Annotated in this window: 25 protein-coding genes; 10 read left to right on the forward strand and 15 right to left on the reverse strand. The window is 61.3% G+C overall.

Going from position 1 to position 26,066, the window contains the following annotated elements; all coding sequences use genetic code 11:
- Positions 1-6: 6 nt before the first annotated feature.
- The 3 genes from AC07Y9_RS11440 to AC07Y9_RS11450 are packed head-to-tail and all read right to left on the reverse strand — an operon-like array spanning position 7 to position 2,718.
- Positions 7-954, reverse strand: coding sequence for a flavin reductase family protein (locus AC07Y9_RS11440; RefSeq protein WP_102679211.1), 948 nt, complete (start codon positions 952-954; stop codon positions 7-9).
- Positions 955-968: 14 nt separating this feature from the next.
- The gene (locus tag AC07Y9_RS11445) at positions 969-1,370 is read right to left on the reverse strand and encodes a hypothetical protein (RefSeq protein WP_007920620.1); all 402 of its coding nucleotides are present in this window, start codon (positions 1,368-1,370) and stop codon (positions 969-971) included.
- The gene (locus AC07Y9_RS11450; protein WP_007920621.1) at positions 1,351-2,718 is read right to left on the reverse strand and encodes an MFS transporter; all 1,368 of its coding nucleotides are present in this window, start codon (positions 2,716-2,718) and stop codon (positions 1,351-1,353) included. Before AC07Y9_RS11450 ends, AC07Y9_RS11445 begins: the two co-directional genes overlap by 20 nt.
- Positions 2,719-2,837: 119 nt before the next feature.
- On the opposite strand from AC07Y9_RS11450, the gene AC07Y9_RS11455 reads away from it, so the two are divergent.
- Positions 2,838-3,725, forward strand: a complete 888-nt coding sequence (locus tag AC07Y9_RS11455) for a LysR family transcriptional regulator (RefSeq protein ID WP_102679210.1) — start codon at positions 2,838-2,840, stop codon at positions 3,723-3,725.
- 45 nt (positions 3,726-3,770) lie between these two features.
- On the forward strand, positions 3,771-4,895 hold the full coding sequence (locus AC07Y9_RS11460; protein WP_102679209.1) for a GNAT family N-acetyltransferase: 1,125 nt from the start codon (positions 3,771-3,773) through the stop codon (positions 4,893-4,895).
- Positions 4,896-4,910: 15 nt separating this feature from the next.
- On the opposite strand, the gene aqpZ is transcribed toward AC07Y9_RS11460, so the two are convergent.
- The 5 genes from aqpZ to AC07Y9_RS11485 all read right to left on the reverse strand — a co-directional run bounded on the left by aqpZ (position 4,911) and on the right by AC07Y9_RS11485 (position 10,201).
- Positions 4,911-5,609: an aquaporin Z gene (aqpZ, locus tag AC07Y9_RS11465; protein WP_007920624.1), complete on the reverse strand. Its 699-nt coding sequence runs from the start codon at positions 5,607-5,609 to the stop codon at positions 4,911-4,913.
- A gap of 333 nt (positions 5,610-5,942) precedes the next feature.
- Positions 5,943-7,775 carry an ABC transporter ATP-binding protein gene (locus tag AC07Y9_RS11470; RefSeq protein WP_102679208.1) on the reverse strand — a complete coding sequence of 611 codons (1,833 nt, stop codon included), beginning with the start codon at positions 7,773-7,775 and terminating at the stop codon, positions 5,943-5,945.
- An 88-nt stretch (positions 7,776-7,863) separates the two neighbouring features.
- The gene (locus AC07Y9_RS11475) at positions 7,864-8,427 is read right to left on the reverse strand and encodes a peptidylprolyl isomerase A (protein WP_007920626.1); all 564 of its coding nucleotides are present in this window, start codon (positions 8,425-8,427) and stop codon (positions 7,864-7,866) included.
- 3 nt (positions 8,428-8,430) lie between these two features.
- Positions 8,431-9,234 carry an alpha/beta fold hydrolase gene (locus AC07Y9_RS11480; protein ID WP_102679207.1) on the reverse strand — a complete coding sequence of 268 codons (804 nt, stop codon included), beginning with the start codon at positions 9,232-9,234 and terminating at the stop codon, positions 8,431-8,433.
- A 43-nt stretch (positions 9,235-9,277) separates the two neighbouring features.
- Entirely contained in the window at positions 9,278-10,201 is a 924-nt protein-coding gene (locus tag AC07Y9_RS11485) for a PA3225 family LysR-type transcriptional regulator (protein WP_053260035.1), read from the reverse strand.
- Positions 10,202-10,250: 49 nt separating this feature from the next.
- On the opposite strand from AC07Y9_RS11485, the gene AC07Y9_RS11490 reads away from it, so the two are divergent.
- The 3 genes from AC07Y9_RS11490 (at position 10,251) to AC07Y9_RS11500 (ending at position 12,414) form a co-directional block, all read left to right on the forward strand.
- A complete protein-coding gene (locus tag AC07Y9_RS11490) occupies positions 10,251-10,565 on the forward strand; it encodes a hypothetical protein (RefSeq protein WP_007920629.1) in 315 nt (104 codons plus the stop codon).
- 149 nt (positions 10,566-10,714) lie between these two features.
- Positions 10,715-11,314 carry an FMN-dependent NADH-azoreductase gene (locus AC07Y9_RS11495; RefSeq protein WP_053260036.1) on the forward strand — a complete coding sequence of 200 codons (600 nt, stop codon included), beginning with the start codon at positions 10,715-10,717 and terminating at the stop codon, positions 11,312-11,314.
- A gap of 239 nt (positions 11,315-11,553) precedes the next feature.
- Positions 11,554-12,414, forward strand: coding sequence for a carboxylate/amino acid/amine transporter (locus AC07Y9_RS11500; RefSeq protein ID WP_087088994.1), 861 nt, complete (start codon positions 11,554-11,556; stop codon positions 12,412-12,414).
- A gap of 175 nt (positions 12,415-12,589) precedes the next feature.
- Here AC07Y9_RS11500 and AC07Y9_RS11505 read toward each other — a convergent pair whose 3' ends face one another.
- The gene (locus tag AC07Y9_RS11505; protein WP_038581308.1) at positions 12,590-13,888 is read right to left on the reverse strand and encodes a mechanosensitive ion channel family protein; all 1,299 of its coding nucleotides are present in this window, start codon (positions 13,886-13,888) and stop codon (positions 12,590-12,592) included.
- Positions 13,889-14,080: 192 nt separating this feature from the next.
- On the opposite strand from AC07Y9_RS11505, the gene AC07Y9_RS11510 reads away from it, so the two are divergent.
- Positions 14,081-15,418: a DEAD/DEAH box helicase gene (locus tag AC07Y9_RS11510; protein WP_007920640.1), complete on the forward strand. Its 1,338-nt coding sequence runs from the start codon at positions 14,081-14,083 to the stop codon at positions 15,416-15,418.
- A 56-nt stretch (positions 15,419-15,474) separates the two neighbouring features.
- On the opposite strand, the gene AC07Y9_RS11515 is transcribed toward AC07Y9_RS11510, so the two are convergent.
- On the reverse strand, positions 15,475-15,750 hold the full coding sequence (locus AC07Y9_RS11515) for a hypothetical protein (protein WP_102679206.1): 276 nt from the start codon (positions 15,748-15,750) through the stop codon (positions 15,475-15,477).
- Positions 15,751-16,437: 687 nt separating this feature from the next.
- Here AC07Y9_RS11515 and AC07Y9_RS11520 point away from each other — a divergent pair.
- From AC07Y9_RS11520 to AC07Y9_RS11530, 3 genes are read left to right on the forward strand one after another with little or no spacing between them, the layout of a single operon-like run.
- Positions 16,438-17,565, forward strand: coding sequence for a merozoite surface protein 3b (locus AC07Y9_RS11520; RefSeq protein WP_102679205.1), 1,128 nt, complete (start codon positions 16,438-16,440; stop codon positions 17,563-17,565).
- 1 nt (position 17,566) lies between these two features.
- Positions 17,567-18,979, forward strand: coding sequence for a DUF6384 family protein (locus AC07Y9_RS11525; RefSeq protein WP_178085541.1), 1,413 nt, complete (start codon positions 17,567-17,569; stop codon positions 18,977-18,979).
- Positions 18,979-20,334, forward strand: coding sequence for a coiled-coil domain-containing protein (locus tag AC07Y9_RS11530; RefSeq protein ID WP_102679204.1), 1,356 nt, complete (start codon positions 18,979-18,981; stop codon positions 20,332-20,334). Before AC07Y9_RS11525 ends, AC07Y9_RS11530 begins: the two co-directional genes overlap by 1 nt.
- 67 nt (positions 20,335-20,401) lie before the next feature.
- Here AC07Y9_RS11530 and AC07Y9_RS11535 read toward each other — a convergent pair whose 3' ends face one another.
- The 5 genes from AC07Y9_RS11535 to AC07Y9_RS11555 all read right to left on the reverse strand — a co-directional run bounded on the left by AC07Y9_RS11535 (position 20,402) and on the right by AC07Y9_RS11555 (position 24,492).
- Positions 20,402-21,349 (reverse strand): AraC family transcriptional regulator, encoded by a 948-nt coding sequence (locus tag AC07Y9_RS11535; protein ID WP_102679203.1) that lies wholly within the window; start codon positions 21,347-21,349, stop codon positions 20,402-20,404.
- 117 nt (positions 21,350-21,466) lie between these two features.
- Positions 21,467-22,204: a DUF899 domain-containing protein gene (locus AC07Y9_RS11540; protein ID WP_007920657.1), complete on the reverse strand. Its 738-nt coding sequence runs from the start codon at positions 22,202-22,204 to the stop codon at positions 21,467-21,469.
- Between the two features lie 239 nt (positions 22,205-22,443).
- Entirely contained in the window at positions 22,444-23,313 is an 870-nt protein-coding gene (locus AC07Y9_RS11545; protein WP_102679202.1) for a DUF6279 family lipoprotein, read from the reverse strand.
- A gap of 79 nt (positions 23,314-23,392) precedes the next feature.
- Positions 23,393-24,106: a TorF family putative porin gene (locus AC07Y9_RS11550; protein ID WP_053260065.1), complete on the reverse strand. Its 714-nt coding sequence runs from the start codon at positions 24,104-24,106 to the stop codon at positions 23,393-23,395.
- A 197-nt stretch (positions 24,107-24,303) separates the two neighbouring features.
- Positions 24,304-24,492 carry a PFL_1563 family small protein gene (locus AC07Y9_RS11555; protein ID WP_016702300.1) on the reverse strand — a complete coding sequence of 63 codons (189 nt, stop codon included), beginning with the start codon at positions 24,490-24,492 and terminating at the stop codon, positions 24,304-24,306.
- A gap of 351 nt (positions 24,493-24,843) precedes the next feature.
- Between AC07Y9_RS11555 and AC07Y9_RS11560 the strand changes: the two genes are divergently transcribed.
- Positions 24,844-25,680 carry a CvfB family protein gene (locus AC07Y9_RS11560; RefSeq protein ID WP_087088976.1) on the forward strand — a complete coding sequence of 279 codons (837 nt, stop codon included), beginning with the start codon at positions 24,844-24,846 and terminating at the stop codon, positions 25,678-25,680.
- Positions 25,681-26,066 lie beyond the last annotated feature (386 nt).

Below are 26,066 nucleotides of genomic sequence, written 5' to 3' on the forward strand. Positions count from 1 at the left end.
CTCTCTTTAGATGACCAGTTTCAGGCTTGGGCTTTTGGCCCGGGATACGCAGGGGTAGATCTTGTTGCTGCAGGCGGCCTGCTGCGGACTCATGATGAAGTCGCGGTGATCGACTTCACCTTCCAGCACGTCCAGCTCGCACACCCCGCATTCGCCGCGACGGCAGTCGTAGAGCGGCTCCAGGCCGGCCTCTTCGAGGGCGTCGAGCAGGGACTGGCCGGGCTGCACCCGCAGGTCGACGCCGGAGTCCGCGGCGTGCACGGCGAAGCCGGGGTCATCCTCGGCCAGGCAGGTGTTGAAGACTTCGAAGTGGATGCGCTCGCGGGGAAAACCCAGGCTTTGGGCATGGCTGAACACGTCGTTGAGCATGGCTTGCGGGCCACAGACGTACAGGCGGTCCCGGGGTTGCAACTGGCCCAGCACCGCGGCCACCGACGGGCGCCCTTCGGCCGAGTCGGAGCAGTGCAGGCTCAGGCTGTCCTGCAACAGCTCGCGCATCTGCGTGGCATAGGCGGCGTCGCCCGCGCTCTTGGCGAAATAGTGCAGCTGCGCCGGGCGCTGCCGGGCTCGCAGATGGCTGAGGATGCCGGTCAACGGGGTGATGCCGATGCCGCCAGCGAGGGCGATGTCGGCGCCGTCGCTGTCGTCCAGTTGGTAGTCGAAGGCATTGAACGGGCCGTCGAGCCGTACCTGATCGCCAACGCTCAGTTGGCGGATATAAGCGCTGCTGGGCGAGTCGGGGTTCAGGCGGATGGCGAACACCAGGCTGCCCTGGGGCAGCTCATGTTCGGCCAGTTCGACCCGGGAGTAGTGACGCCATTGCTCGAGCGTGGGAATCCACCATTTGAAGTGGGCCCCGGCGGTGGTCTCGCAGGGGGCCGGCACAAGAGGCGCCAGAGTGATTTCCTTGATGCTTGGCGAGAGCATCAGGCACTGGGTGATCTGGTAATTCATGGGGTGACTCGCTGTCAGCTTAACGGTGTTTCATGCAGGTACAGCCACTGGGCCGAGTGCTCATGGATGCGGATCACCACCACCGAGAGGCGCGAGGTTTCCTTCTGGTCCAGGCGATGGGTTTCCTTGTAGCGGATCGCCGCGCTGTGGCCTTCGTGCCACACGGTGTGCAGGTCGCTGACGAGGATTTCCAGGCCGGGGCGGGCACCGACGGCGCCGCGGAACATCTGTTCGACCTGCTCGCGGCTGACGATGGCGCCTGCGGTGGTGACCATGCTGAAGTGCTCGGCGAAGGCCGGCAGCAGGCGGTCGATGGCGGCGGCGCCGTTGCCGTCCTGGTCGGTGAAGACCGCGTGGATCAGGTCGTGGACCGCATGGATGCTGTGTTTGGCCTGTTCAACGATTGTGTTGTGCATGACATTCCTTTTGCGTGGTCAGGTTGCTCATCTGCAACAGGGGTAACAGACCCATCACCGCCGCGATGACGAAGGTCAGGTGATAGGCCGGGGTAGACGCCAGGCGGGCGAGCAGCAGGTTGTAGATCATCAGGAACAGCGCGGCGCCGATGCTGAAGGACATCTGCCGGTTGATGTTCCAGATCACGCTGCCCTTGTGGGTATCGGCACCTTCGAAATCCATCAGCGAAGTGGTTTGCGCGGTATTGGCGCCGATGCCGCCGCCGATGCCCATCAGGCAGTAGGCGATGACGATGATCGGCAGGTCGGCGGCGCTGTCGACCAGATACAGGGTGGCGATGCCGGCGCTGTGCAGGAGCATGCCGAGGGTGAACAGGCGCCGGGCGCCGAAGCGGTTGTAGACCCGGCCGCAGACCAGCATGGCGATGAAGGCGCCGCTGGCGTAGAGGATCATGAACATGCCGGTCAGCTGGGCGCTGAAGTGCAGGCTGTTCTGCAGGAAGAAGATGCTCAGCAGGTTGACCCCGGTGAACACTCCGGGAATCGCGTAATAGATGAAGATCGAGGTGCTGAGCTTCTTGCTCTTGAGCAGGCTCAACTCGACGATGGCGTTGTCGCAGCGGCGGTAGTGCAGGACATACAGCACCACGCAGGTGACCCCCAGCATCAGGCAGCTCAGGGCGGCCAGCGGCGGGTAGTCGCCGCCGTACAGCGACATGCCCATCAGCAGGCTGCCCAGGGCCGCGCTGACCAGCAGCAGGCCCTTGATGTCCGGGCGCGCCAGGCTGGCGGGCCGGGCTTCCTTGATCCACAGCCAGGACAGGGCGGCGGCGATCAGCGAGAACGGAATGTTGCTGTGGAACACCCAGCGCCAGGAGCTGCTGTCGACGATCACGCCGCCGATGGTCGGCGAAATGGCCGGGGCGATCAGGGCGACGGCCATCACCAGGGTGGAGATCTTGGCCCGCTGCGGGCCCTGGAACAGGTTGAAGGTCAGGGCCTGGCCCACCGGGATCAGCAGGCCGCCGCCGATGCCCTGGACGAAACGCCAGATCACCAGTTCATGGAAGCTGCCGGCCATCCCGCACATCCATACGGCGGTGCTGAACACCAGCATCGAGGCGGTGAGGGTTTCGCGGCTGCCGAAACGTCCGGCCAGCCAGGTGCTCACCGGAATGATCAGGGTCAGGCCGAGAATATAGGCATTGGCCACCCAGGCCACGGATGAAGTCGAAACGTGCATCTCATGGGCAATACTCGGTAAAGCCACGGCCGACATGAATATGTTTATACAGTCGATAAAGAACCCGATGAGGAATATAAGAGCCACTTTGTAGCGATAAGTCATATGATCTCCCTTTTGCGGCGGGATCATAGGAGCGATAGACCGAGGGTGTCGATACGCCTATACTTGAAACATTGTTTGGTGGAATTTGACAATGATTTACAACACGGTGAGCATATAACATGCACACGCATCTAAATCGCGTCCAGACATTCCTGGCGGTTGTCGATTTCGGTTCCTATACCAAGGCAGCCAACTACCTGTGCATCAGCAAAGCCATGGCCAGCCTGCATGTCAAGGCGCTCGAGGAAGTTTTGTCGGCGACCCTGTTGATCCGCAATACCCGCAATATATCCCTGACGGAAATAGGCCAGGACTTTTATGACGAGTTCAAGGGGATTGTCGCGGATATCGACAATGCCTTCGAGAATGTCCTGCATGGGCATAATCGTATTTCTGGAAAGTTGCGTTTCAGTTCAACTAGTGAATATGGTGAGCGGTATATACTGCCGATCATTTCCAAGTTCACCGAACGTTATCCGGAGATCCGTCTTTGTTATAACTTCAACTCTTCGTTGAATGATCTGGTGGCGGAAAAACTCGACCTGGTGATCCGCCTGGGCAACCTTGCCGACTCGGCTTTCAAGAGCCGCAAGCTGGCCGACTACGACATCGTCCTGGTGGCCAGCCCGGACTTTCTGGTGCGCCATCCGGTGGTCGAGCCCCTGGACCTGAACAGCGTGCCGTGGATCGCCAACAGCAACCTGCAAGGGCCGACCAACTGGACCCTGAGCCACCCGCAACGGGGCCAGGTCGAAGTCAGCGGGCCCAATCATTTCGAATCCAATTCCTCCACCGCCATTCGCGCCATGACCCTGTCGTCCCTGGGGGTGTCGGTACTGCCCGGCTGGGTGGTCGAGGACGATCTGGCCAGCGGCCGGCTGGTGCGCCTGCTGCCCGACTACGCCTTGCCTTCGCAGTCGGTGAACGTGGTGTTTCCCAACAGTTCGCACCTGCCGCACAAGTCGCGGGCGTTCATCGATTTCCTGTTGCTGCACCTGGGGCAGTGATGGGCGATACTCGGCGCGTTCGTGGCATCACTTGTGGGGAACCCAATGCCGTTGCAATCCTTGACCAGCCTGGCCGCCGTCGATCCGCAGCAATGGGACGGTTTGCTCAGTGACGGCCAGCCGTTTCTGCGCCACGCCTTTCTCAGCGCGCTGGAAGACAGCGGCAGCCTCGGCCCGAATTCTGGCTGGCAGGCCGAGCATCTGCTGCATGTGCAAGACGGACGCCTGATCGCGGCGCTGCCCAGCTACCGCAAGTGGCATTCCTACGGCGAGTACGTGTTCGACCATGGCTGGGCCGACGCCTGCGCCCGGGCCGGCATCGAGTATTACCCCAAGCTGCTGAGCGCCGTGCCCTTCAGCCCGGTCAGCGGCGCGCGGCTGCTGGCGGCAAGCCTGGAAGACGGCTTCGAACTGCTGCAAAGCCTACCCGGTTACCTGGAGATCGAAGGGCTTTCCAGCGCCCATATCAACTTCACCGACGCCTTTACCGATGCCGCCCTGGCTGGGCAAGCCGGTTGGTTGCAGCGCCTGGGTTGCCAGTTCCATTGGCAGAACCGCGGCTATCGGGACTTCCAGGACTTTCTCGATACCCTCAGCTCGCGCAAGCGCAAACAGATGCGCAAGGAGCGCGAACAGGTGGCGGGGCAGGGCATCGAGTTCGAGTGGCTCGAAGGCCGGCAACTCAGCGAAGCGCAGTGGGATTTTGTCTACGCCTGTTATGCCAATACCTATGCGGTGCGGCGCCAGTCGCCCTACCTGACCCGGGCCTTTTTCAGCCTTCTGGCCGAGCGCATGCCCGAGGCCATTCGCGTGGTGCTGGCCAAGCAGAACGCCAGGCCGGTGGCCATGGCCTTCAGCCTGATCGGTGGCGACAGTTTCTACGGGCGTTACTGGGGCTGCCTGGCGGAATTCGATCGCCTGCATTTCGAAACCTGTTTCTACCAGGGCATGGATTACGCCATCGCCCAGGGTGTGCAGCGTTTCGACGCTGGGGCCCAGGGCGAGCACAAGTTGATTCGGGGGTTCGAGCCGGTGATTACCCGGTCCTGGCACTACCTGCGACACCCCGGCTTGAAAGCGGCGGTGAAGGATTTTCTCCAGCAGGAGCGGGTGGGCGTGCTGGCTTACGCCGAAGAGGCGAGGGCCGCGCTGCCGTATCGGCAGGCGTGACCCTCGGGGTTGCTGTCAGCTGTCTTCCTTGCCCAGCCAGCGATAGAGGCCACCGCCGACCACCGCGCCGAGAATCGGCGCCAGCCAGAACAGCCACAGTTGTTGGATCGCCCAGCCACCGACGATCAAGGCTGGCCCGGTGCTGCGCGCCGGGTTGACCGAGGTGTTGGTCACCGGAATCGAGATCAGGTGGATTAGCGTCAGCGCCAGGCCGATGGCGATCGGCGCGAAGCCCACCGGCGCACGTTTATCGGTGGCGCCGAGGATGATCACCACGAACATCCCGGTCATCACCAGCTCGCTGACAAAGCCCGCCGCCAGTGAGTAGCCCCCCGGCGAATGTTCGCCATAGCCGTTGGAGGCCAGCCCGCTGGCCAGCTCGAAGCCAGGCTTGCCGCTGGCGATGAAGTACAGCAGCGCCGCGGCGATCACCCCGCCTATCACTTGCGCGATGACATAGGCGGGCAGTTCCTTGAGCGGAAAACGCCCGCCGACCACCAGGCCGACGGACACCGCGGGGTTGAGATGGCAGCCGGAGATATGGCCGATGGCGAAGGCCATCGTCAGCACGGTAAGACCGAAGGCCAGCGCCACGCCGAGCAGGCCGATGCCGACATCCGGAAACGCGGCCGCCAGTACGGCGCTGCCGCAACCACCCAATACCAGCCAGAAGGTGCCTAACAACTCAGTGACTGAACGTTTGAACAGCGACATAGAAGTTATTCCTTATCGATCCGATAAAGCCGTTATGCAGCCGTGCAGCCTGGCTACAGGCCCTGCTCCAGAACCTAGGCTCAGTACAGCAGGCTTTTTTTACAAATCCAGTGCAAAAAAAAACGCCAGGGCCCTGTTCACGGGGCTCTGGCGTTTTCTGTAGCCGCTGGCGCAGCCTGCGATGGGCGGGTAGTGATTGAAGTAGCCGCCCCCCTTGTAGCCGCTGCCGAAGGCTGCGATCGGCCCCGAAGGGGACGTGTCCCTGAGGGCGTCGAGGGTTCTGCGAACCCTATCGCAGCCTCGCAGGCTCGGCAGCGGCTACAGGGCTATAGGTCAATCGATACCGACGAACCCCCCGGTCTGGTGCTGCCAGAGGCGCGCATACAAACCGCCGTGGGCCAGCAGCTCGGCATGGCTGCCGGTCTCGGCGATGCGGCCTTTTTCCAGGACCACCAGGCGGTCCATGCGGGCGATGGTCGAGAGCCGGTGGGCGATGGCGATCACGGTCTTGCCTTGCATCAGGGTCTCCAGGCTTTCCTGGATCGCCGCCTCGACTTCCGAGTCCAGGGCCGAGGTGGCCTCGTCCATGATCAGGATCGGCGCGTCCTTGAGCAGCACCCGGGCAATGGCGATGCGCTGGCGCTGGCCGCCGGAGAGTTTCACCCCGCGTTCACCGACGTGGGCATCGAAGCCGGTGCGGCCCTGGGCGTCGGAAAGCAACGGGATGAACTCGTCGGCACGGGCCTTGCGCACCGCTTCCCAGAGTTCCTCATCGGTGGCGTCGGGCTTGCCGTACAGCAGGTTGTCGCGGATCGAGCGGTGCAGCAGCGAGGTGTCCTGGGTGATCATGCCGATCCGTTCGCGCAGGCTTTCCTGGGTCACGTCGGCGATGTTCTGGTTGTCGATCAGGATGCGTCCGCTCTCCAGGTCGTAGAGCCGCAGCAACAGGTTGACCAGGGTCGACTTGCCGGCGCCGGACGGGCCGATCAGGCCGATCTTTTCCCCGGGCTTGATGGTCAGGTTGAGGTCGCTGATGACCCCGGACTTTTTCCCGTAGTGGAAATCCACATGCTCGAAACGCACTTCGCCGCTGGCCACTGCCAGGCGCGGCGCCTGCTCGCGGTCGCTGACGCTGATGGGCTGGGCGATGGTCTGCAGGCCGTCCTGGACCATGCCGATGTTCTCGAAGATGCCGTTGACCACCCACATGATCCAGCCGGACATGTTGACGATGCGGATCACCAGGCCGGTGGCCAGGGCGATGGCGCCGACCGAGATCAGCGACTGGGTCCACAGCCATAGGGCCAGGCCCGTGGTGGAGACGATCAGCAGGCCGTTCATGGCGGTGATCACCACGTCCATGCTGGTGATGACGCGCCCGGCCAGCTGGCTTTTCTCGGTCTGTTCGCCGATGGCTTCGCGCGCGTAGTTCTGCTCGAAGTGGGTGTGGGCGAACAGTTTGAGGGTGGTGATGTTGGTGTAGCCGTCGACGATCCTGCCGACCAGCTTGGAGTTGGCGTCCGAGGAAATCACCGAGCGTTCCTTGACCCGCGGCACGAAGTACCAGAGCGCGCCGATGTAGCTGGCGATCCAGATCAGCAGCGGGATCATCAGGTGCCAGTCGGCCTCGGCGAACAGCACCAGGGCGCTGACCGCATAGATCAGCACGTGCCACAGCGCGTCCACCGCCTGCACCGCCGAATCGCGCAGCGAGTTGCCGGTCTGCATGATGCGCTGGGCGATACGCCCGGCGAAATCGTTCTGGAAGAAGTTCAGGCTCTGCTTGAGCACATAGCTGTGGTTCTGCCAGCGAATCAGGCTGGTCATGCCCGGGCTGATGGTCTGGTGCACCAGCAGGTCGTGCAGGGCGACGAACAGCGGGCGGAAGATCAGCGCGACCACCGCCATCCAGGCCAGCTCGAGGCCGTGGGTCTTGAAGATCTCGACATTCGGCGTGCCCTGGGCCAGGTCGATGATCGTGCTCAGGTAGCTGAACAGCGACACTTCGATCAGCGCGACGAACAGGCCGACCACCAGCAGGGCGACGAAGCTCGGCCAGACCTGCTTGATGTAGTAGAGGTAGAAGGGCAGTACGCGGTTGGGGGGAGCGGCAGTGGGAGCGTCGCGGAAAATATCGATCAGCTGTTCAAAACGACGATAGAGCATGGGATCTGACGCCCGCGTGGCGGGCTCTCCTTATCAGTAAGCAGGCGCAGCGCTGTGTCAGCGCCGCGCCGGGACTCCCGGTGACACATTAGTCGATGCGCTTGGCCGACTTGATCAGCACGGGGTCGATCGGCACGTTCTGCATGCCTTGTTTGGTGGTGGTCTGCGAGTTGACGATCTGGTCGACCACGTCCATGCCGCTCACCACTTTGGCGAACACTGCGTAACCGGCATCGCGACCCGGATCGAGGAAGGCGTTGTCGGCGACGTTGATGAAGAACTGGCTGGTGGCCGAGTTCGGGTTCGAGGTGCGGGCCATCGACAGGGTGCCACGTACGTTATGCAGACCGTTGCTGGCTTCGTTCTTGATCGGGTCGCGGGTTTCCTTCTGCACCATCTGCGGGGTGAAGCCGCCGCCCTGGACCATGAAGCCCGGGATCACCCGGTGAAAGATGGTGTTGGTGTAGAAACCACTGTCGACGTAGTCGAGGAAGTTCTTGCTGGAGATCGGGGCCTTGACCGGGTCCAGTTCGACTTCGATCTTGCCGAAGCTGGTGTCCAGCAGGACGTGAGGCGCCTTGGCCGGTTGGGCGGCCATCAGGTTGGCAGCGAACAGAACGGAGCCGGCGACGAGGGCGATTTTTTTCAGCATGGGTCAGTGATCCTGGGTGGTGGTGTCGACTGCGGTTAAAAACTCGAGCAGGGTTTGGTTGAAGCGTTGCGGCTGGTCCAGCGGCGTGGCGTGACGCGAATCGGCGATCACCACCAGGCGTCCGTCGGGCAGCAGTTTCACATAACTTTCTTTCAGTGCGACCGGGGTGTAGTCACGGTCGGCGCTGATGACCAGGGTTGGACAGGCGACTTGCGAAAGTCGTTCCTGGACCCCCCAGCCAACGATGGCATCGAAGCTTGCGAGATAAGCACGTTTGTCGTTTTTTGCCCAGCGCTCGGCCATCTTTTGCCGCAGCTCGGCCTGCGCAGGTAGGGGGAACAATTTGCCGGCCAGGGCAATGCCGATGGTTTCCAGGCTGAGCAGGCGCATCAGGCTCCAGCGCTTGAACCATTGCCAGGCGTCGTTGGCGCTGCGGATCTTGACCTCGGGTGCGCTGTTGACGATGCACAGGCTTTTCAGCAGCCCGGGCTGATCCACCGCGAGCTGGAAGGCGATCATGCCGCCCATGGACAGGCCCACCAGATGCACCTGCGTCAGGTTCAGGTGCTCCAGCAGGGCGATGAGGTCGGCGCTGAAACCGGCGATGCTGTAGGGCCCACGAGGTTTGTCGGAGCGGCCATGGCCGCGCACGTCGGGCAGGATCAGGCGGTAACGGGCGGACAGCTCGGCGATCTGCTTTTCCCAGTCACGGGTGCTGGAGCCGAGCCCGTGGACCAGCACCAGCGGTTCGCCATGGCCGTATTCCTCATAGTGCAGGGTGCATCCTTCGTGTTCGAAATAGGCCATGGCTGAATTCCTGTTCAGGCGCGTGGAGGGTTCAAGTACGGGGTCAGGCTTGTTCCGGGGCGGCGAACGGCGCGTCCAGCGGCGCGGTGTCGAAGGTGCGCAGCAGCTCGACAAGGATCTGCGTGGCCGGGCCCAGGGGTTTGTCCTTGTTCGAGTACAGGTAGAAGGTCGGGTGGCGGCTGCCGCCCTGGTCCAACGGTAGCACCTTGAGCAGGCCCTCCCGGAGTTCGCGCTCGATTATATGCCGCGGCAGCCAGGCAAAGCCCAGGCCGCTGCCGACGAAGGTGGCGGCGGTGGCCAGGCTGCCGACGGTCCAGCGCTGTTCGGCGCCGAGCCAGCCGACGTCCCGCGGCTGTTGGCGGCCGGAGTCGCGGATCACCACCTGCAGCTGGCTTTCCAGGTCCTGGAAATTCAGCTCGCGGTTCAGGCGGTGCAGGGCGTGTTCCGGGTGGGCCACGGCGACGAACTCCACCGAGCTCATTTCCGTGCCCAGGTAGCCGGAGATATTGAAGCCACTGATGGCCAGGTCGGCCACGCCTTCGAGCAGCACCTCTTCGACCCCGGACAACACTTCTTCGCGCAGGCGCACCCGGCAGCCACGGCTTTGCGGCATGAAGGCGGTCAGAGCGCGGACCAGGCGGGCGCTGGGGTAGGCGGCGTCCACCACCAGGCGCACTTCGGCTTCCCAGCCCTGTTCCATGTGGTGGGCCAGGTCTTCCAGCTGGCTGGCCTGTTTCACCAGTTGCCGCGAGCGCCGCAGCAACACGCCGCCGGCTTCGGTGAGCACGGCCTTGCGCCCATCGATACGCAGCAGCGGCACGCCCAGTTGGTCCTGCATGCGCGCCACGGTGTAACTGACAGAGGATTGCGAACGGTGCAGCGCTTCGGCCGCCTGGGCGAAGCCGCCGTGGTCGACCACGGCCTGCAGCGTTCGCCATTGATCGAGGGTAACGCGGGGCGCTTTCATGAGGAGCTCCTCTTGTCCTAAGCTGGCGCTCCTTATTGGAGACTGCCGAATGAGAAAATTCTGTTGTGTGTTGCTGGCCCTGCTACCGCTCAGTGCGTTCGCCTATCCCATCGACGTGAAGAAACACCTCGAAGGCGTGAGCATCGACTACACCGCCTACGACACCGATGCCGACATCGGTTCGATCCAGGTGAACAACTACGGCACCACCGACGCCGCCTGCACGGTGGTCTTTCGCAACGGTCCCGAAGCCCCGCGCACGCGCAAGGTGGAAGTGGCGGCCGGCAAGTTCAAGAACGCCACGGCCAAGTTCAACCGCAGCATCATCAAGCTGCGCATCGACCTGACCTGTACCGCCAAATAAGCGCAAAGCGGAGCAGGGTGCGCGACCTGCTCCGCTTATAAACGAATTTATTGATTGGTTATAGCAGTTATTTGCGCTTTTTCATCGATATGACTCTGTTTAATCTGCGCTCCATCGACCTACAGCATTCCCGATGGAGGCTACATCCCATGTCCCGCGTTCTGATCATCGAAAGCAGTGCCCGTCAGCAGGATTCCGTTTCCCGTCAGCTGACCCAGACCTTCATCAAGCAATGGCAAGCGGCCCACCCGGGCGACCAGATCACCGTGCGTGACCTGGCGGTAACCCCGGTGCCGCACCTGGACAGCAACCTGCTGGGCGGCTGGATGAAACCCGCCGGGCAGCGCAACGAGATCGAAGAGGCCTCGCTGCAGCGCTCCAACGAACTGACCGACGAACTGCTGGCCGCCGACGTGCTGGTGATGGCCGCGCCGATGTACAACTTCGCCATCCCGAGCACCCTCAAAGCCTGGCTGGACCACGTGCTGCGTGCCGGTGTGACCTTCAAGTACACCGCAACCGGTCCCCAGGGCCTGCTCAACGGCAAGCGTGCTTACGTACTGACCGCCCGTGGCGGCATCTACGCCGGCAGCACCGCGGACCACCAGGAACCTTACCTGCGCCAGGTCATGGGCTTCATCGGGATCCACGACGTCGAGTTCATTCACGCCGAAGGTATGAACCTGGGCGGCGACTTCCAGGAGAAGGGCCTGAACCAGGCCAACGCCAAACTGGCCCAGGTCGCCTGATCCGTTAATCGCCAGATAATCGCGCAGTGGTCTAGTAGGCCCTGCGCTCCCCTTCAAGTTTGTTTGCGCATCGAACCTCCCTTTGCACTTGTTGCTCCTGAGTGCTCCCGCCCGATTGAACGCTTTGCGAGATCGGGCTTTTTTTTGCCCACGATTTATCAACCCCGCTCCTACGTAAGGTGTTTTATTGTGCGCGGCAAAACCGCTATCGTCGCCGCCTCTTCAAGACGAGGCGAGCAATGGGCTATCTACTTTTTGTCACGCTGATCCAGGCGTTTTCCTTCAGCCTGATCGGCGAATACCTGGCCGGGCATGTCGACAGTTACTTCGCGGTGCTGGTCCGGGTGCTGCTGGCCGGGCTGGTGTTTATCCCGCTGACCCGCTGGCGCCAGGTGGAGCCGGCGTTCATGCGCGGCATGCTGCTGATCGGCGCCTTGCAGTTCGGCGTGACCTACGTCTGCCTGTACCTGAGTTTCCGTGTGCTGACGGTGCCGGAGGTGCTGCTGTTCACCATCCTCACGCCACTGCACGTGACCCTGATCGAGGATGCGCTGAACCGGCGCTTCAACCCCTGGGGCCTGCTGGCGGCGCTGGTGGCGGTGGCCGGGGCGGCAGTGATCCGCTACGACCGCATCAGCCCGGACTTCTTCATGGGCTTCTTGCTGCTGCAACTGGCCAACTTCACCTATGCCGCCGGGCAGGTGCTGTACAAGCACCTGGTGGCGCGCCATCCGAGCGACCTGCCGCATTACCGGCGTTTCGGCTACTTCTACCTGGGGGCGCTGGCGGTGGTGTTGCCGGCTTTCCTGTTGTTCGGCAAGCCGGACTTCCTGCCCGAAGCGCCGTTGCAATGGGCGGTGTTGCTGTTTCTCGGGCTGGTGTCCACCGCGCTGGGGCTGTACTGGTGGAACAAGGGCGCCTGCCTGGTCACTGGCGCGACCCTGGCGGTGATGAACAACCTGCATGTGCCGGTGGGGCTGCTGATCAACCTGTTGATCTGGAACCAGCACGAAGAACTGGGGCGCCTGCTCCTCGGGGCGCTGGTGATTCTGGCGGCGGTGTGGATCAGCCGTCGTGGCACGAAAACTGTCACACCGTAGGTTGTAGGAGCGAGGCTTGCCCGCGATCCGCGCAGCGGCCTGATATTGCGTTGCCTGCCAGATTGCTATCGCGAGCAAGCTTCGCTCCTACAGATAGGCAGATAGGCAGATAGGCAGATAGGCAGATAGGCAGATAGAGGGTGATCGCCCCGGGGACGGGGCGATCAGGCGGGAATTACAGCGCGCGTTTTTCCGCCTCGGGGATATGGCTGGCGCCCAGCACCGCCGGCAGCAGGCCAGCGCGCAGGTCGTTGCCGCTCGGCTGTTGATACAGGCTCAGGCCGAACTCCGGCATCACCGCCAGCAGGTAATCGAAGATATCGCCCTGGATACGCTCGTAGTCAGTCCACGCCGTGGTGCGGGTGAAGCAGTAGATTTCCAGCGGAATGCCCTGGGCGGTGGTCTGCATCTGGCGGACCATGCAGGTCATGTTCGGCTGGATGTCCGGATGACTCTTGAGGTACGCCAGGGCATAGGCGCGGAAGGTCCCCAGGTTGGTCATGCGGCGGCGGTTGGCCGACATGGCGGCGACATTGCCCTGGGCTTCGTTCCAGCTCTTGAGCTCGGCCTGCTTGCGACTGATGTAGTCGGTGAGCAGGTGGACCTTGCCCAGGCGCGCTTCTTCCTCATCGTTGATGAAACGCACGCCGCTGGCGTCGATGTACAGGCTGCGCTTGATCCGCCGGCCGCCGGACTGCTGCATGCCGCGCCAGTTCTTGAACGACTCGGACATCAGGCGCCAGGTGGGGATCGAGACGATGGTCTTGTCGAAGTTCTGCACCTTGACCGTGTGCAGGGTGATATCCACCACATCGCCGTCGGCGCCGACCTGGGGCATTTCGATCCAGTCGCCGACTCGCAGCATGTCGTTGCTGGTCAGCTGCACGCTGGCGACGAACGACAGCAGGGTGTCCTTGTAGACCAACAGGATCACCGCCGACATGGCGCCCAGGCCGGACAACAGCAGCAGCGGCGAGCGGTCGATCAGGGTGGCGACGATGATGATCGCGCCGAACACGAACAGCACCATCTTCGCCAACTGCACATAACCCTTGATCGAACGGGTACGAGCGTGTTCGGTGCGCGCGTAGATGTCCAGCAGGGCGTTGAGCAGGGCGCTGATGGCCAGCACCTGGAACAGGATAGTGAAGGCCAGGGCCAGGTTGCCGAGGAACACCAGGCTGGTCTTGCTCAGCTCCGGCACCAGGTGCAGGCCGAACTGGACCACCAGCGACGGGGTCATCTGCGCCAGGCGATGGAACACCTTGTTCTGGCGCAGATCGTTGAGCCAGTGCAGGGACGGCTGGCGGCCGAGCAGCTTGACCGCGTGCAGGATCAGGTAGCGCGCCACTCGTCCGACGAGCAGCGCCACCACCAGCAGGATGACCAGGGCTAGGCTGGAATGCAGGAGCGGGTGCTCATCGAGCGCCCCCCAGAGGTCTTGAACGTTGAGCCAGAGCTGTTTGAAATCCATGGGGTCAGAAGCTTCCTCTATGAGACGAGACGGATCGATTAGAACATTTAAGCCGTCGAAAGTTACCGTTAAGGACAAATCGCTGACAAAAACCAATTGTTTACCGTGGTTTGCGTGAAAGAAACTCGGCCTTCGCGCCCGAAACCGTTACCCTATGCAGCTGTTTTTTTGCATATCTTCGAGGTAGCACCCGTGTTTTCCCAATTCGCCCTGCACGAACGCCTGCTCAAAGCCGTGGCCGAGCTTAAATTTGTCGAGCCAACGCCTGTGCAGGCAGCGGCCATTCCGCTCGCGCTCCAGGGGCGTGACCTGCGGGTGACGGCACAGACCGGCAGCGGCAAGACCGCCGCGTTCGTCCTGCCGATTCTCAATCGCCTGATCGGTCCGGCGAAGATCCGCGTCAGCATCAAGACCCTGATCCTGCTGCCGACCCGCGAACTGGCGCAGCAGACCCTGAAGGAAGTCGAACGCTTCTCGCAGTTCACCTTCATCAAGGCCGGCCTGATCACCGGTGGCGAAGACTTCAAGGTCCAGGCCGCCATGCTGCGCAAGGTGCCGGACATCCTGATCGGCACCCCGGGCCGCCTGATCGAGCAACTGAACGCCGGCAACCTCGATTTGAAAGAAGTGGAAGTGCTGGTCCTCGACGAAGCCGACCGCATGCTCGACATGGGCTTTGCCGACGACGTGCAGCGCCTGGTGGACGAGTGCCCGAACCGACAGCAGACTATGCTGTTCTCCGCCACCACTGGCGGCTCGGGCCTGCGCGAGATGGTCGCCAAGGTCCTGAACAACCCTGAGCACCTGCAGCTCAACGCGGTCAGCCAGCTGAACGACACCACCCGCCAGCAGATCATCACCGCCGACCACAACCAGCACAAAGAGCAGATCGTCAACTGGCTGCTGGCCAACGAGACCTACCAGAAGGCCATCGTCTTCACCAACACCCGCGCCATGGCCGACCGCATCTACGGCCGCCTGGTGGCCCAGGAGTACAAGGCATTTGTCCTGCACGGTGAGAAAGACCAGAAGGACCGCAAGCTGGCCATCGACCGCCTGAAGCAGGGTGGGGTGAAAATCCTCGTCGCCACCGACGTCGCCGCCCGCGGCCTGGACGTCGACGGCCTGGACCTGGTGATCAACTTCGACATGCCGCGCAGCGGCGACGAGTATGTGCACCGCATCGGCCGTACCGGGCGTGCCGGTAACGACGGCCTGGCCATTTCGCTGATCTGCCATGGCGACTGGAACCTGATGTCGAGCATCGAGCGCTACCTCAAGCAGAACTTCGAGCGTCGCACCATCAAGGAAGTCAAAGGCACCTACGGCGGGCCGAAGAAGGTCAAGGCCTCCGGCAAGGCCGCGGGCGTGAAGAAGAAAAAGACCGACGCCAAGGGCGACAAGAAAAAAACCGCGGCCAAGGCCCCGACCAAGCGCAAGACCGCCAACCGGCCGAAAAGCGATGCCCTGGTCAGCCAGGACGGCATGGCGCCGCTCAAGCGCCGCAAGCCAGCACCGGCTGCCGAATAAGCCGTAGCGCAACAGAAAAAGCCCGGACCCTGTCCGGGCTTTTTATTGGCCGGCGATCAGCTGTCGGCCTTCTTCTCGGCCGCGCCCAACTCCTTCAGGCGCTGGTCGATCAACTGGCACTTGTCCGGCAGATCCTTGCTGGCCGTGCTCAGGTCCATCTTCTGCAGCTCGTCGTTGATTTCCTTGGCCTTGGCCGGGTTCTGCTCGGTGAGCCTGGCCACTTCCTGGGCCAGTTGCTCACGCTTGGCGGTGGCCTCGTCAAGGGTGCAGGCCCAGGCGGGCAGGGCGCAGAGCAGGGTGGTGGCGATGCTGAGGGAGAGAAGCGATTTCATGGGGTGGCCTCTTGATCGGGGCGACAGGGTTATGCGGTTGAGGGCCAGGAACTTGGAAAAGTTCAGCGGTTGATCAGGTGAGGGCGATCTTGAGTTCAGGGCGGAAGCCGACTCAGATGCGTGTTCTTGATTCCGGCCCTTGAAGGCTCTTTGTCAGGGCTGTTGTTGCCGCCGCGGTTCCTGGTGCTGGGCGCTATAGCGGATGCTGTTGTGGCAAACGCTTCGACAAATATAACGGTCGGTGCTGTCAGTATTCGCGAAAACCGTAGCTCTGTGTTCAAGGAAGAGATCTCTTCCGAGGGGGGAGGTGATTTCGAGGATAACGCCCGATTGGACGCCTGTTCGCTCCGATGGAAGACGGGGAATAGAGCAGGTCAGTCATTGACGAAATCGACAGTCCAGACAAGAACTTTCAGTCTTGGGGTCTGTTACTATTTCGCCCGCACGTCAGTTCGGCCGGGCTTTGGGGCAGCTGTTTCCGGAGGTTCCGATGGCGCTCTGTTTCTCGTAACACCCTGTGCGGAACGTGCGCGCACATCACCTGGATTTCTAGAAGGCACAGCCCCTTGTGGTGCTTTCAACGCTTGATTCTGTATCCGATTCCGAGGGGTGGAAGCCCCTTCGCCTATTCACCTGTCAAAGGATGATGGAGCTTTTGAACCAAGGCTCCACACTGGGAATACGCTCATGAACTACCTCGAACGCTCCATGTCCGCCCTCCGCTCGGTCGGTATCAACTTTCCCACCCAGGATGCACCCGTGCTGGCGTTGCTGGACAAGGTGTCGGTATATGACGCCAACCGGGTGACCAATATCGCCGCCACTCTGCAACAGTCCACGGTTTTTAATGCCTCGGTGCGCGACAAGCTGCAGAGCATGGATATCAGTACCCGCTATGCCGATATCGCCGCCAGTTTCGATTCGATCCAGGTCGATGCGCAGCAGATGATGGAGTGGATGGCCGACGGCAAGCTGCAATTCTCCGAGCGTATCCAGCTGGCCTGGCTGAACATGCGCCGTGGGTCGATTCCGGATCGCTTCGAGGACATTCGCAAGAATTACCTGGCGGTGGCCAAGTCGGCCAATGAGCAGATCCAGTTGGAAACCCTGATCCTGGAGGCTTATCAGGACTATCGGCTGGCCATGAAAACGGCCGAGGTCGATGCCTGTGAGGTACAGAAAGTGGCTCAGGCGCAGCTCGATGCCGGCCGTAAAACCCTGGCGGATGCCAGCGCGGCGCTTGAGGTGGCCGAGCTGGAGGCGGCCGAGCGGGTGAAGCTGGAGTTGGCGCGGGATGTGGCGCTGCGCAATCTGCAGGACGAGGACAAGCGCTACCAGATCATCACCGACATCGCCGATCAGTTGAAGGCGGCCTACAACGCGGCCGAGCTGGTGTTCGCGCGTTTGAGCCAGTACCACTCGGTGAAGGAGCGTCTGTACCAGCGTGCCGTAAGCTTTTTCGCCACCAATGAGATCGTGCTTACCGGCCTGGCGGCGGGCTTCACGTCCTCCGGCGGGCTGGCTGAAGTCACCAATACCCTTAATGCGATGAACGAGGGGATCAACTCCAGTCTCGAGGCGCAGGCCAAAGTGGGCGGGGAGCAGCTCAATGCCGCGCTGAAGGCGGGCTATGGTTCGAACCTGAAGGTCAGCTCGGTCAAAGCGCTGGCCGAGGCCGTGGTGGAGTTCCAGGCCAGCAGCCTGAGCCTGATCCAGGAGTTGCGCAAAGAGTCGTCTGCGGCGGCCGCCGAGATCGAGTCGATCACCGAGGACAGCAAGCGTCGTTTCAGCGCGCTCCTGCAAAAGGGACTCTAAGGTGAGCAGTGTCTCCCTCACCGAGCAGATGGGGGCCATGGCCCTCATCGATGAGCTGCGGCACAGCCAGGCCGAGGTGCAGAAACATCTGGACCTGCCCAGGCACCGGCAGTTGGTGGCTGAACGGATTCGCGAGTTCTATCGATCCCGGGGGATCGAGGTTGAGGATACGCTGGTCGAGGAGGGCGTGCGGAGTTTCTTTGCTGCCCGTTTTACATACCAGCCCCCACGGATCCACCTCTTGTCGAGGCTGCTTGCTGAGCTTTACATCAGTCGGGGTAAATGGCGGAGACCCGCGACTATTGCTTTTATCTTGAGTGGGGTGGTGGCATTCGGCTTCTCTTTCTCCTCGAGTTTTTTGGGTGGAATGAAGACCGGTTTTATCCAGAGCAAGGTCGACAGGGCTCAGGAGCTTGCTCAAAGTCAGGCGGTACAGCTTGAGCAACTGCAAAAGCGCCTGTCCGTGCTTGAGGCCGATGTGTTTGCGGCGAATGTACCGGCGGCAGAGCGTATGTTCGAGCAGGCTAGAGAACGGTTGAATCAGGCTCGCGTCCTGCGGACCACGATTCCCTTGAAGGTCACTGCCGAGAGCCGGAAAAATGACCAGGTGCTGGTCGAACGGGCGAATCAGAACCTGCAGCGAGGCGCCGCTGATCTCCAGGCTGTTGAGGCTGGGTTGAATGATGTGTCGCAGCTCCTGGCGGCTGACTCGAAATTGAGGGAACTGCTGTCCACAACCACGTTCACCTCTCTCAGCAATACTTATCCTGTGCTGGTGACCGTGGCTGCCAACGCGCGAGCCGCGCTGGATCATGCTGACACCCAAGGTGTGCCGGCGGCGCGTACAGCGGTCGATAAGCTCGGTGCCCGGATCACCCTGATCAGCCCCTATCTCACACGCTTGCTGGACGCACAGAACGGTGTCCGCGAGATAGGGCTGAGCAAAGAGGATTCGGCTCAGTTTCAACCCCTGTTTGCAAAGGTAAACGAGGCTGTCTTGGGGTTGAATACGGAGGCTGCCGAGCGCGGTTTGCAAGAGATTGAAAGGCTGAGTTCTTTTGCGGCAAAGCGTTTGAGCTTTCATGTGATCAGCCAAACGGGAAAGGACGCCCTGATCGAACGTAATAACGGCCCGGCCGCAAGCAAAGCTTGGTATTTCCTGAGTCGGGCAGTCGATGAAGCAGGTAATGAAGTGCCAGTGCCCTTTGTCGATGGCAAAAACGGGGAACGGGTTTATGCCTCGGTTTTTGGCGTTCGTGTCGACCAGGCCACCTATGAAAGGAACAAGAGTGAGCTGTCTCTGGTCGGCCTGATGCGTGACTATGTGTTGGGGACAAAGGCCGCCAACTCGCTGACTTACCAGTTGGCCGACGGACTCTTCAAAAGCAAACCTGAATTCCTCCTGGAGTGGTGATGACCCCGAGCAGCCTGATTGCATCCCTGGGTGAGAACTCCCGGCGATACGAGCACGAACTGCGTGAGCTCCAGCTCGAGCTTTCCAGCGCGAACGAGCAGGAGTTGCGCCTGCAGCACGGTATCAGCAGCGCGTTTCAGCAGATTGCCAATTGCCATTTGACCGGTGGAGCCCAACTGACAAGTGAGGTGCTGGGCTTGTTGGAACAGCGCAGCCTGACCGAGAAAGAGTTGCGCGATCAATTGGCGGTTGCCGAGGCCAGTGTCGGGCGGCATCTGCAGGCAGCCAAGCAAATTACCGAGGAGATCGAGGCCATTGTCCACGGCCTGGACCAGCAATTGGAGGCGGATCCGCAGTATCAACAGCAAACGGCGGCGCTTGCCGAGGCGGTAGCGCTTTGTGATGGGGCGACGGCGTCATACAAGGAGCTACGTGAAGAATGCCGGAGCAAGCTTGAAGCGTTCCAGCGCGATCAACTGTACCTCTACCTGAAAGAGTGCGGATTCGGTACGGAGCGCTATTCACGCGGGACGTTGATGCATGAACTGGACCGCTGGATTGCGCGGTTGTGCAACTTCGCACAAAACAGTGCGGCCGAGCAGACACTTCTGGCCATGCAGGAAGCCAATGAAGGGGCCCGTTGGCAGCATGAGGCGAATCGGGGTGTTCAGGAGGCCAACCTGGCGCAGCGTTACCAGACCCTGTTGGCCGGCACCGATACCTCTGTGTTGCAGGCGCGGCTGGAGAAGCGCAATCGGGCTGTCGAGTTGGGCAAGGCCCAGGCCAATGCGATCCATGAACAGCTGGACAGGTATGCCGACCGCCGCGACGAGCACTTTACTCAGGCTTTCGAACTGCTGTCTCGGCAACTTGCACAGATGAGTCTTCCGGCCCTTGAGCAGCTGGCCGGGCAGACCACGACCCCTCAGGATGACGAGCTGGTGCAAAAGGTCCGTGATGGGCGGGTCGAGCTCGAGGAGCTGCAACGCCAAGTGTCTTTGCTGGATCTGAAGTACAAGGAGGCCGAGCTTGATTACCAGCGGGCTAAACAGCTCGAGCGCGATTTGCTGTCCGGAGATAAGGTCAGCATTGGTTCCACCTACTCTGAAGGTATGAATCTGGAGGCGTTGCTGCTTGGGTTCATGAAGGGTACCTTGTCCCTTTCCCAGGTGGAGAGTGAAGTCAACAGCCATCGTCAGGCGACCACAGTGGTTTCCGGCTCGTGGAGCATTTCGAGCACCACCAGTTGGAGCAGTTCAAGCACAGGCGTGTCCGGTAGATCCAGTTCGAGTGGTTCATTCAGCGCAACCCGGTCGAGCACTGGAAGTGAGTTCTCCACCAGCGACAGTCTTTAGACCTGGGCTGGGGAAAAACGGGGCAGCACAGACTGCCCCGTATCATTTCGCCCGCGCTCAGCGCGGCTTACAACGCCTTCACCGGAATACAGATCTCACACTCCAGTTCCCCCGTCTTCATGTCGTATTTCGCGTCTACCGGATAACGCTCGAACGCTGGCCGGGCGTCGAATTGCATGCCGCTCTTGGGCAGCCAGTCGCGGCACAGTTCGGTCCAGGCGTCGGCGATGTCGGGGCCTTTGCCCTGGTAGTGGGCGATGGCGTAGAGGCCGCCGAGCAGGGTGGTGACGACGGCGGGGGCGCTGGCCTTGAAGTCGTCGGGGACTTCGACGCAGGCGTCGTAGCGGCATTTTTCGGGTGGGGTGACGTAGGGATCGTCGTGGCCGATGCCGTAACGCACGCGGCCCAACAGGCCGTTTTCGACCATCCAGGGGGCGACGGTGTCGCGCCAGAAGGTGCCGATGCCCGACCCGTAGGGGCCGATATAACGCAGGTAGGCGACGCGGACCGGTGGCAGTTCCTTGAGGGTGACGTTCATCAAAAGCTCCTTCAGGTGGATGAAGGCGTCAGGATCGTCGAAGGCCGGGATGTGCGTCTGATCAGGATTGCTCAATTCCCGCAGGCGCCGTTCGCGGACGTCGCTGAGGCGGCGGTGCCAGCGTTTGGGTTCGGTGCTGCGCCAGGTGCTCGGGGTGACCGAGAAATGCTGCTTGAACGCCCGGGAGAACGCTTCGCCGGAGCTGAAGCCGACTTCCAGGGCCACCTCCAGAATGCTCATTTCTGGATGGCTGGCCAGCTGATAGGCGGCACAGGCCAGGCGGCGTCGGCGCAGGTAGTCGCCCAGGGTTTCGCCGACCCAGGCGGTGAACAGGCGATGAAAGTGAAAGGGCGAAAAATGCGCGACCTGCGCGAGTTCCGCCAGCTCCAGCGGCTGGTCCAGGTGTTGATCGATATACTCCAGCACCCGGTTCATGCGTTGGGTGTATTCGTGGAGGCTGTGATAGGCGGGGCTCATGGAGCCAAGTTTAGCCGGGGGCCAAGCCACGGGGTTGTGCCGGGCGGGTTTTTTCCGTCGGCCGGACGAACGTGATCGCAAGCCGGCTCCTGCAGGCCCGCGATCGCGGTCCGGCGCTCAGGAACCGCCATGGCAGCAACTGGCGGCTGGTTTGTCGTCATAACGATCATGGTGCCTGACCCAGTCCATGATCTGTTCTTCGTTGCGCCCCTTGGGCGTCAGGTCCAGGTAGTTGTAGGCCCCCACCAGCAGGTCCAGGCCACGGGCGTAGGTGGAGTAGGTGTGGAAGATCTCACCGGCTTCATTGCGATAGAACACGCTGAGGCCAGGCAGCTCTTCTTCGGCGCCGTCGGTTTTTTCGTAGTTGTAGGTGGCGGTGCCGGCGGCGACCTCGTCGGCCCGGGCGCAGACCCCGAAGTCGTAGTTGAAATCACAGCCGGCGGACGAAACCCAGTCGAACTTCCAGCCCATGCGCCGCTTGAACGCCTGGAACTCGGCGAAGGGTGCGTGGGATACCGCCACCAGTGCGATGTCGTGGTGGGCCAGGTGCTGGTTGGCGCCGTCGATGTGATCGGAGAGGAAGGAGCAGCCCGGGCAACCTTCGTCCCAGCCTTCGGCGAACATGAAGTGGTAGACCACCAGTTGGCTGCGATCGCCGAACAGGTCGGCCAGGCTCAGTTCGCCGTGGGGGCCCTGGAAGCGGTAGGGCTTGTCGATTTTCACCCAGGGCAGGGCACGCCGCTCGGCGCTGAGCTGGTCGCGTTGGCGGGTGAACGCCTTTTCGTGAATCAGGTGCTGCTTGCGGGCCTGTATCCATTGTTCCCGGGATACGACCGGATGATCGTTGAGGTGCATGACGTCTTCTCCTGCGGCAAAGGTGCGCGGCGACAGTGCCTACACAGGCTAGTCGTTTCGCCCGCGGGCAAATCGACAGCCGCCGGACGGTTCCGCCCAACGGTCGCCCGCCTGCTCGATGCTGCTGAACGGCTATAGGTGGCGCTATGCCTTTCATGGTGGGAGGTTGAATCAGGATGGCGACTTATAACTGGGATCTGAGCTCAGGCTCTGCCATGGGGGCGAGAGCACTTCAGGCGTTATTTCAGGCGGGTTTCTTTCATGCATTTCAACGCTTCGAACTCATCGCGCACGTTCTGCAGCTTGTTGCGCAGATGCTCGCGCTGGGCTGGCGTGCTTTTGGCCATCACGTCCACCAGCAGGTTGCGCGCCGCCTGTTCGCTGTTGGCATAGGCCTGGCGATAAGCCGGTGTCCAGAAGCTTTCACGATCCACCAGCAGGCGCTCGATGCGTCTGTCGAAGTCGCTGTTCTGGCGTTGCTCCAGCGCGGCGCTGAACTGTGCCTGCCAGTTGGCCCGATTGGCGAGCCAGAGCTGGTTCTGTTCGCCGAGGGACGTTGACCAGTCCGCCACCCGCTGGGTCTGTTCAGGAGTGAGGGGGCCGAGCCAGGTAGTCAGGCGCTTGTCCATGCGTTCGGTGCGCAGCCTGATCTGTTGCTCCAGTGGTGGCTTGAGGTATTTGCTGCGACGTTGGCGCATGTCCTTGGCGAAGGCCGACTTCATTTCCGCGACCTGTCGGTCGTCCAGGCCCCGCAGCAACTCGATGGCCGAAGGCGCGATCGCGCGGGCGGTCTGGGCAATGGCCTGCTTGGCTCCGCGGGTGAACTCTTGCAGCTCGGCATCGTTGACCTGATTGCGTGCGACCATCTGCTGCAGACGGTCCAGGTAGTCCAGGTAGCCGGGCAACTGCGTGCTGCAGTGCCAGCTCAGGTGCTCCTTGAGGCGCTGGTTGAACCAGATTTTCTGCTCGCGGTTCATTTCCAGGTAGTCATTGAGCGTCCAGGGAATGATCACATCGAGGTTGCGGTAAGCCAGGCCGACACGATTGCAGGAGGTCAGCACCAGGCTCAACAGCAGTAGCAGGGTGAGGTGTTGCAGCCGGCGCGACATGGCAAGTCCTTGCGAAGGCCTGGGTTTGTAAGCATGGGTTTCTTATCTGAACCCGGAAAGCTTCCGGCAGTTCAGCCGCTCAATAGAACGAATGCTCGGCCTTGAAGGTGAGCAGACCGTCGCATTGCGCGTTATGTCCAGAATAGGCCGAACAATCGCTGCCGTTGAGGTTGGAGTCGCTGTAGATCAGTTTCAGGTCGATGCCCATCCAGGGGCGGGAGAACTTGATCGACCAGTCGTTGAAGCTGCTGACGTAGCCGCTGCTCACCGAAACCGGGTTGCCCAGCTGATGAGTGGTGTACTTGATGCTGACGCCAATGCCGAAGGGCTGGTTGCCGCCCAGGTCGGCGAACAGGGTGCTGTTGCGCTTGTCCGGTTCCTGGCTGAACGCGGCGCCGAAGCGGCTGCCCAGCAGCGTCAGGCCGCCATAGAACTCCTGGCTGTCCTGCGGGGCCAGTTGCGGGTAGTTGTACTGGATCATCCCCACCTCATAACCCAGGGTCTGATCGAAGGGGCGCTTGAAGCCCAGGTAGGAGTCCACTTCCAGGTCGCTCTCGCCCAGGCCCATGCTCGGCGACCACTGGCCGATGTACCAGCCGCTGTCATGGGTCAGGTCCAGGCCGCCATGGAACGAGCCGGTGGCCGAGGGTTTGACCAGGCCCTGGGCCATGCTGCGGCTCGGGGTGCTGCTGAGCTTGAGGTCGAAGTCCCCCAGTTCGCGCTGGAAGATCTGCCCGTGGGCCAAGGGGCTGGCGAGAAGGCTGGCAAGCAGCACATGGGAGGGTTTGAGCATGCTTCACTCCATGAAATGCGAGGAGCAGGAACCGCGGAACCTACTGGAATGCCCGATCTAGACGTGTGCAAGGATACCGGCGAAACCTCGGGGATGAGGGCCGTTCGTCGATTTTTATGGGAGGGGAGGAGTCAGAACTCTAGTCCTAGCGCTTTGAGGCTCAAAGCGCATAGGGACCAGGAGGTGTGGCGGGGGGATTACTTCTTGCCCAGGCTGATCTGCTTGGACGGGCCGAAAGTCTGGCCGCTGACGCCTTTGGCAATTTGCTGGATCTCGCCGCCGGATTTCAGGAAAGCAGCAATCTGATCGTTGATCGATTCGCTGGTTTCAACGGCTGGAGCTGGCTTTGCTTTGCTGTTGGATGCTTTTACACGCATGGCGGCCATTAACCTTCAGAAAATTAATTTGGCCAGCCATCATACATGAAATGCTTGACAATTGCTTGGTAAATATCCTCCTGGAATAACAGTCGAAAACTCCCGAATAATCCTAAGTTGATCTCGGGAATATCCCCATAAGCTGCTGTTTTAAATAAAGACAATGGCACAAAGAGCGGCTTGCTCGGGGGCGCTGAGGCAAAAGTCGCCGCCGGCTGGCCTGACGGGCGGAACCGGTCGCTGGCGCAAAGCCATAAAAATCAAGGCATTCAGGAAAATATCCGCTGCTATCCGGCGACTCGGGCCAACCAGGAGCGGAAAACCGGGTAGAATGCCGCCCACGCAATGAGGGTATTGGAAATGGCTTTAGTCGGGCGCTACAACAGTTTGCAAGTGGTTAAACACACTAACTTCGGTTTATATCTGGACGGCGGGGCGGATGGCGAAATATTGCTGCCCAATCGTTATATTCCCAAGGATATTCCTAGTGAAGATGAAGACTGGTTGAATGTTTTCGTTTATCTGGATAGCGCCGACAAGTTAATTGCAACTACCGAAAAACCCAAAGTTCAAGTCGGTGAATTCGCCAGTCTTAAAGTCGTGGAAGTTAACAGTATCGGTGTGTTCCTCGACTGGGGCCTGCCCAAGGACCTGCTGCTGCCGTACTCCGAGGAAAAGCGCCAGCTGACCGCCGGCGAGTATTGCGTGGTGCACGTCTATCTCGACAAGCACACCCGCCGCATCACCGCCACGGCCCGTCTGGACCGCTACCTGGACAAGGCTCCGGTGACCTACAAGGTCGGCCAGGAAGTCGATCTGCTGGTGGCCGAGAGCACCGACATGGGCTTCAAGGCGATCATCAACAACAAGCACTGGGGCCTGATCCACAAGAACGAAGTGTTCAAGTTCCTGCGTCCGGGCAAACAGGAAAAGGGCTTCATCAAAGAGATCCGCGCCGACGGCAAGATCAGCCTCAGCCTGCAACCGGTGGGTGAAGAACTGGCCAGCAGCCTGAACGCGAAGATCCTCGCCAAGTTGCGGGAAAACAATGGCACCTTGCCGGTCAGCGACAAGAGCGATCCGACGGTGATCAGTGGCCTGTTCGGCGTCAGCAAGGGCAACTTCAAGAAGGCCATCGGTGCCTTGTACAAGAATGGCCAGATCGTTATTCATGCCGACCGCATTGAACTGAGCTGATTCGTTCCTCCCTGGCGTAGTTGCGGTCGAAGAACCCTTCGGCGGCGCTAACGACCCGCTGGACTGTCCGAAAAAACCGCTGCCGGAACCGGCAGCGGTTTTTTATTGCCTTTTTTCCTGGCTGCGTTGAGGGACGTCAGAGTCGGCGTCTTCGATCGTTGTCATGGTCGCTGTATACAGTTTCAAGCCATTCCTGATGCACTGATATCAGGCAGTCGTGCACAGCCAGTGGGCATGTCTGCCGCTGATCCCGGCTGCTGATCATCGTTGTGCAGCCAAGCCCCAGCCCTTGATGGACAAGCGATCCGCGCCGTTCGCCTACAGGTTTTTCCGGTATGGCACGCATTCTGCGTAGCGCTTCGTATACAACTCATGTCGGCTCCCGT

It is taken from the genome of Pseudomonas sp. GW456-L12, assembly GCF_059424045.1.

What these genes read in the sequence shown, in the direction of transcription:
- AC07Y9_RS11485 (WP_053260035.1), bottom strand. Translation starts at nt 10,201, where the DNA reads ATGAAAGCGCCCCGCGTTACCCTCGATCAATGGCGAACGCTGCAGGCC.
- AC07Y9_RS11455 (WP_102679210.1), top strand. Translation starts at nt 2,838, where the DNA reads ATGCACACGCATCTAAATCGCGTCCAGACATTCCTGGCGGTTGTCGAT.
- AC07Y9_RS11460 (WP_102679209.1), top strand. Translation starts at nt 3,771, where the DNA reads ATGCCGTTGCAATCCTTGACCAGCCTGGCCGCCGTCGATCCGCAGCAA.
- AC07Y9_RS11480 (WP_102679207.1), bottom strand. Translation starts at nt 9,234, where the DNA reads ATGGCCTATTTCGAACACGAAGGATGCACCCTGCACTATGAGGAATAC.
- aqpZ (WP_007920624.1), bottom strand. Translation starts at nt 5,609, where the DNA reads ATGTCGCTGTTCAAACGTTCAGTCACTGAGTTGTTAGGCACCTTCTGG.
- AC07Y9_RS11535 (WP_102679203.1), bottom strand. Translation starts at nt 21,349, where the DNA reads ATGAGCCCCGCCTATCACAGCCTCCACGAATACACCCAACGCATGAAC.
- AC07Y9_RS11540 (WP_007920657.1), bottom strand. Translation starts at nt 22,204, where the DNA reads ATGCACCTCAACGATCATCCGGTCGTATCCCGGGAACAATGGATACAG.
- AC07Y9_RS11560 (WP_087088976.1), top strand. Translation starts at nt 24,844, where the DNA reads ATGGCTTTAGTCGGGCGCTACAACAGTTTGCAAGTGGTTAAACACACT.
- AC07Y9_RS11495 (WP_053260036.1), top strand. Translation starts at nt 10,715, where the DNA reads ATGTCCCGCGTTCTGATCATCGAAAGCAGTGCCCGTCAGCAGGATTCC.
- AC07Y9_RS11475 (WP_007920626.1), bottom strand. Translation starts at nt 8,427, where the DNA reads ATGCTGAAAAAAATCGCCCTCGTCGCCGGCTCCGTTCTGTTCGCTGCC.
- AC07Y9_RS11545 (WP_102679202.1), bottom strand. Translation starts at nt 23,313, where the DNA reads ATGTCGCGCCGGCTGCAACACCTCACCCTGCTACTGCTGTTGAGCCTG.
- AC07Y9_RS11505 (WP_038581308.1), bottom strand. Translation starts at nt 13,888, where the DNA reads ATGGATTTCAAACAGCTCTGGCTCAACGTTCAAGACCTCTGGGGGGCG.
- AC07Y9_RS11450 (WP_007920621.1), bottom strand. Translation starts at nt 2,718, where the DNA reads ATGACTTATCGCTACAAAGTGGCTCTTATATTCCTCATCGGGTTCTTT.
- AC07Y9_RS11555 (WP_016702300.1), bottom strand. Translation starts at nt 24,492, where the DNA reads ATGGCCGCCATGCGTGTAAAAGCATCCAACAGCAAAGCAAAGCCAGCT.
- AC07Y9_RS11530 (WP_102679204.1), top strand. Translation starts at nt 18,979, where the DNA reads ATGACCCCGAGCAGCCTGATTGCATCCCTGGGTGAGAACTCCCGGCGA.
- AC07Y9_RS11440 (WP_102679211.1), bottom strand. Translation starts at nt 954, where the DNA reads ATGAATTACCAGATCACCCAGTGCCTGATGCTCTCGCCAAGCATCAAG.
- AC07Y9_RS11445 (WP_007920620.1), bottom strand. Translation starts at nt 1,370, where the DNA reads ATGCACAACACAATCGTTGAACAGGCCAAACACAGCATCCATGCGGTC.
- AC07Y9_RS11500 (WP_087088994.1), top strand. Translation starts at nt 11,554, where the DNA reads ATGGGCTATCTACTTTTTGTCACGCTGATCCAGGCGTTTTCCTTCAGC.
- AC07Y9_RS11520 (WP_102679205.1), top strand. Translation starts at nt 16,438, where the DNA reads ATGAACTACCTCGAACGCTCCATGTCCGCCCTCCGCTCGGTCGGTATC.
- AC07Y9_RS11490 (WP_007920629.1), top strand. Translation starts at nt 10,251, where the DNA reads ATGAGAAAATTCTGTTGTGTGTTGCTGGCCCTGCTACCGCTCAGTGCG.
- AC07Y9_RS11470 (WP_102679208.1), bottom strand. Translation starts at nt 7,775, where the DNA reads ATGCTCTATCGTCGTTTTGAACAGCTGATCGATATTTTCCGCGACGCT.
- AC07Y9_RS11515 (WP_102679206.1), bottom strand. Translation starts at nt 15,750, where the DNA reads ATGAAATCGCTTCTCTCCCTCAGCATCGCCACCACCCTGCTCTGCGCC.
- AC07Y9_RS11550 (WP_053260065.1), bottom strand. Translation starts at nt 24,106, where the DNA reads ATGCTCAAACCCTCCCATGTGCTGCTTGCCAGCCTTCTCGCCAGCCCC.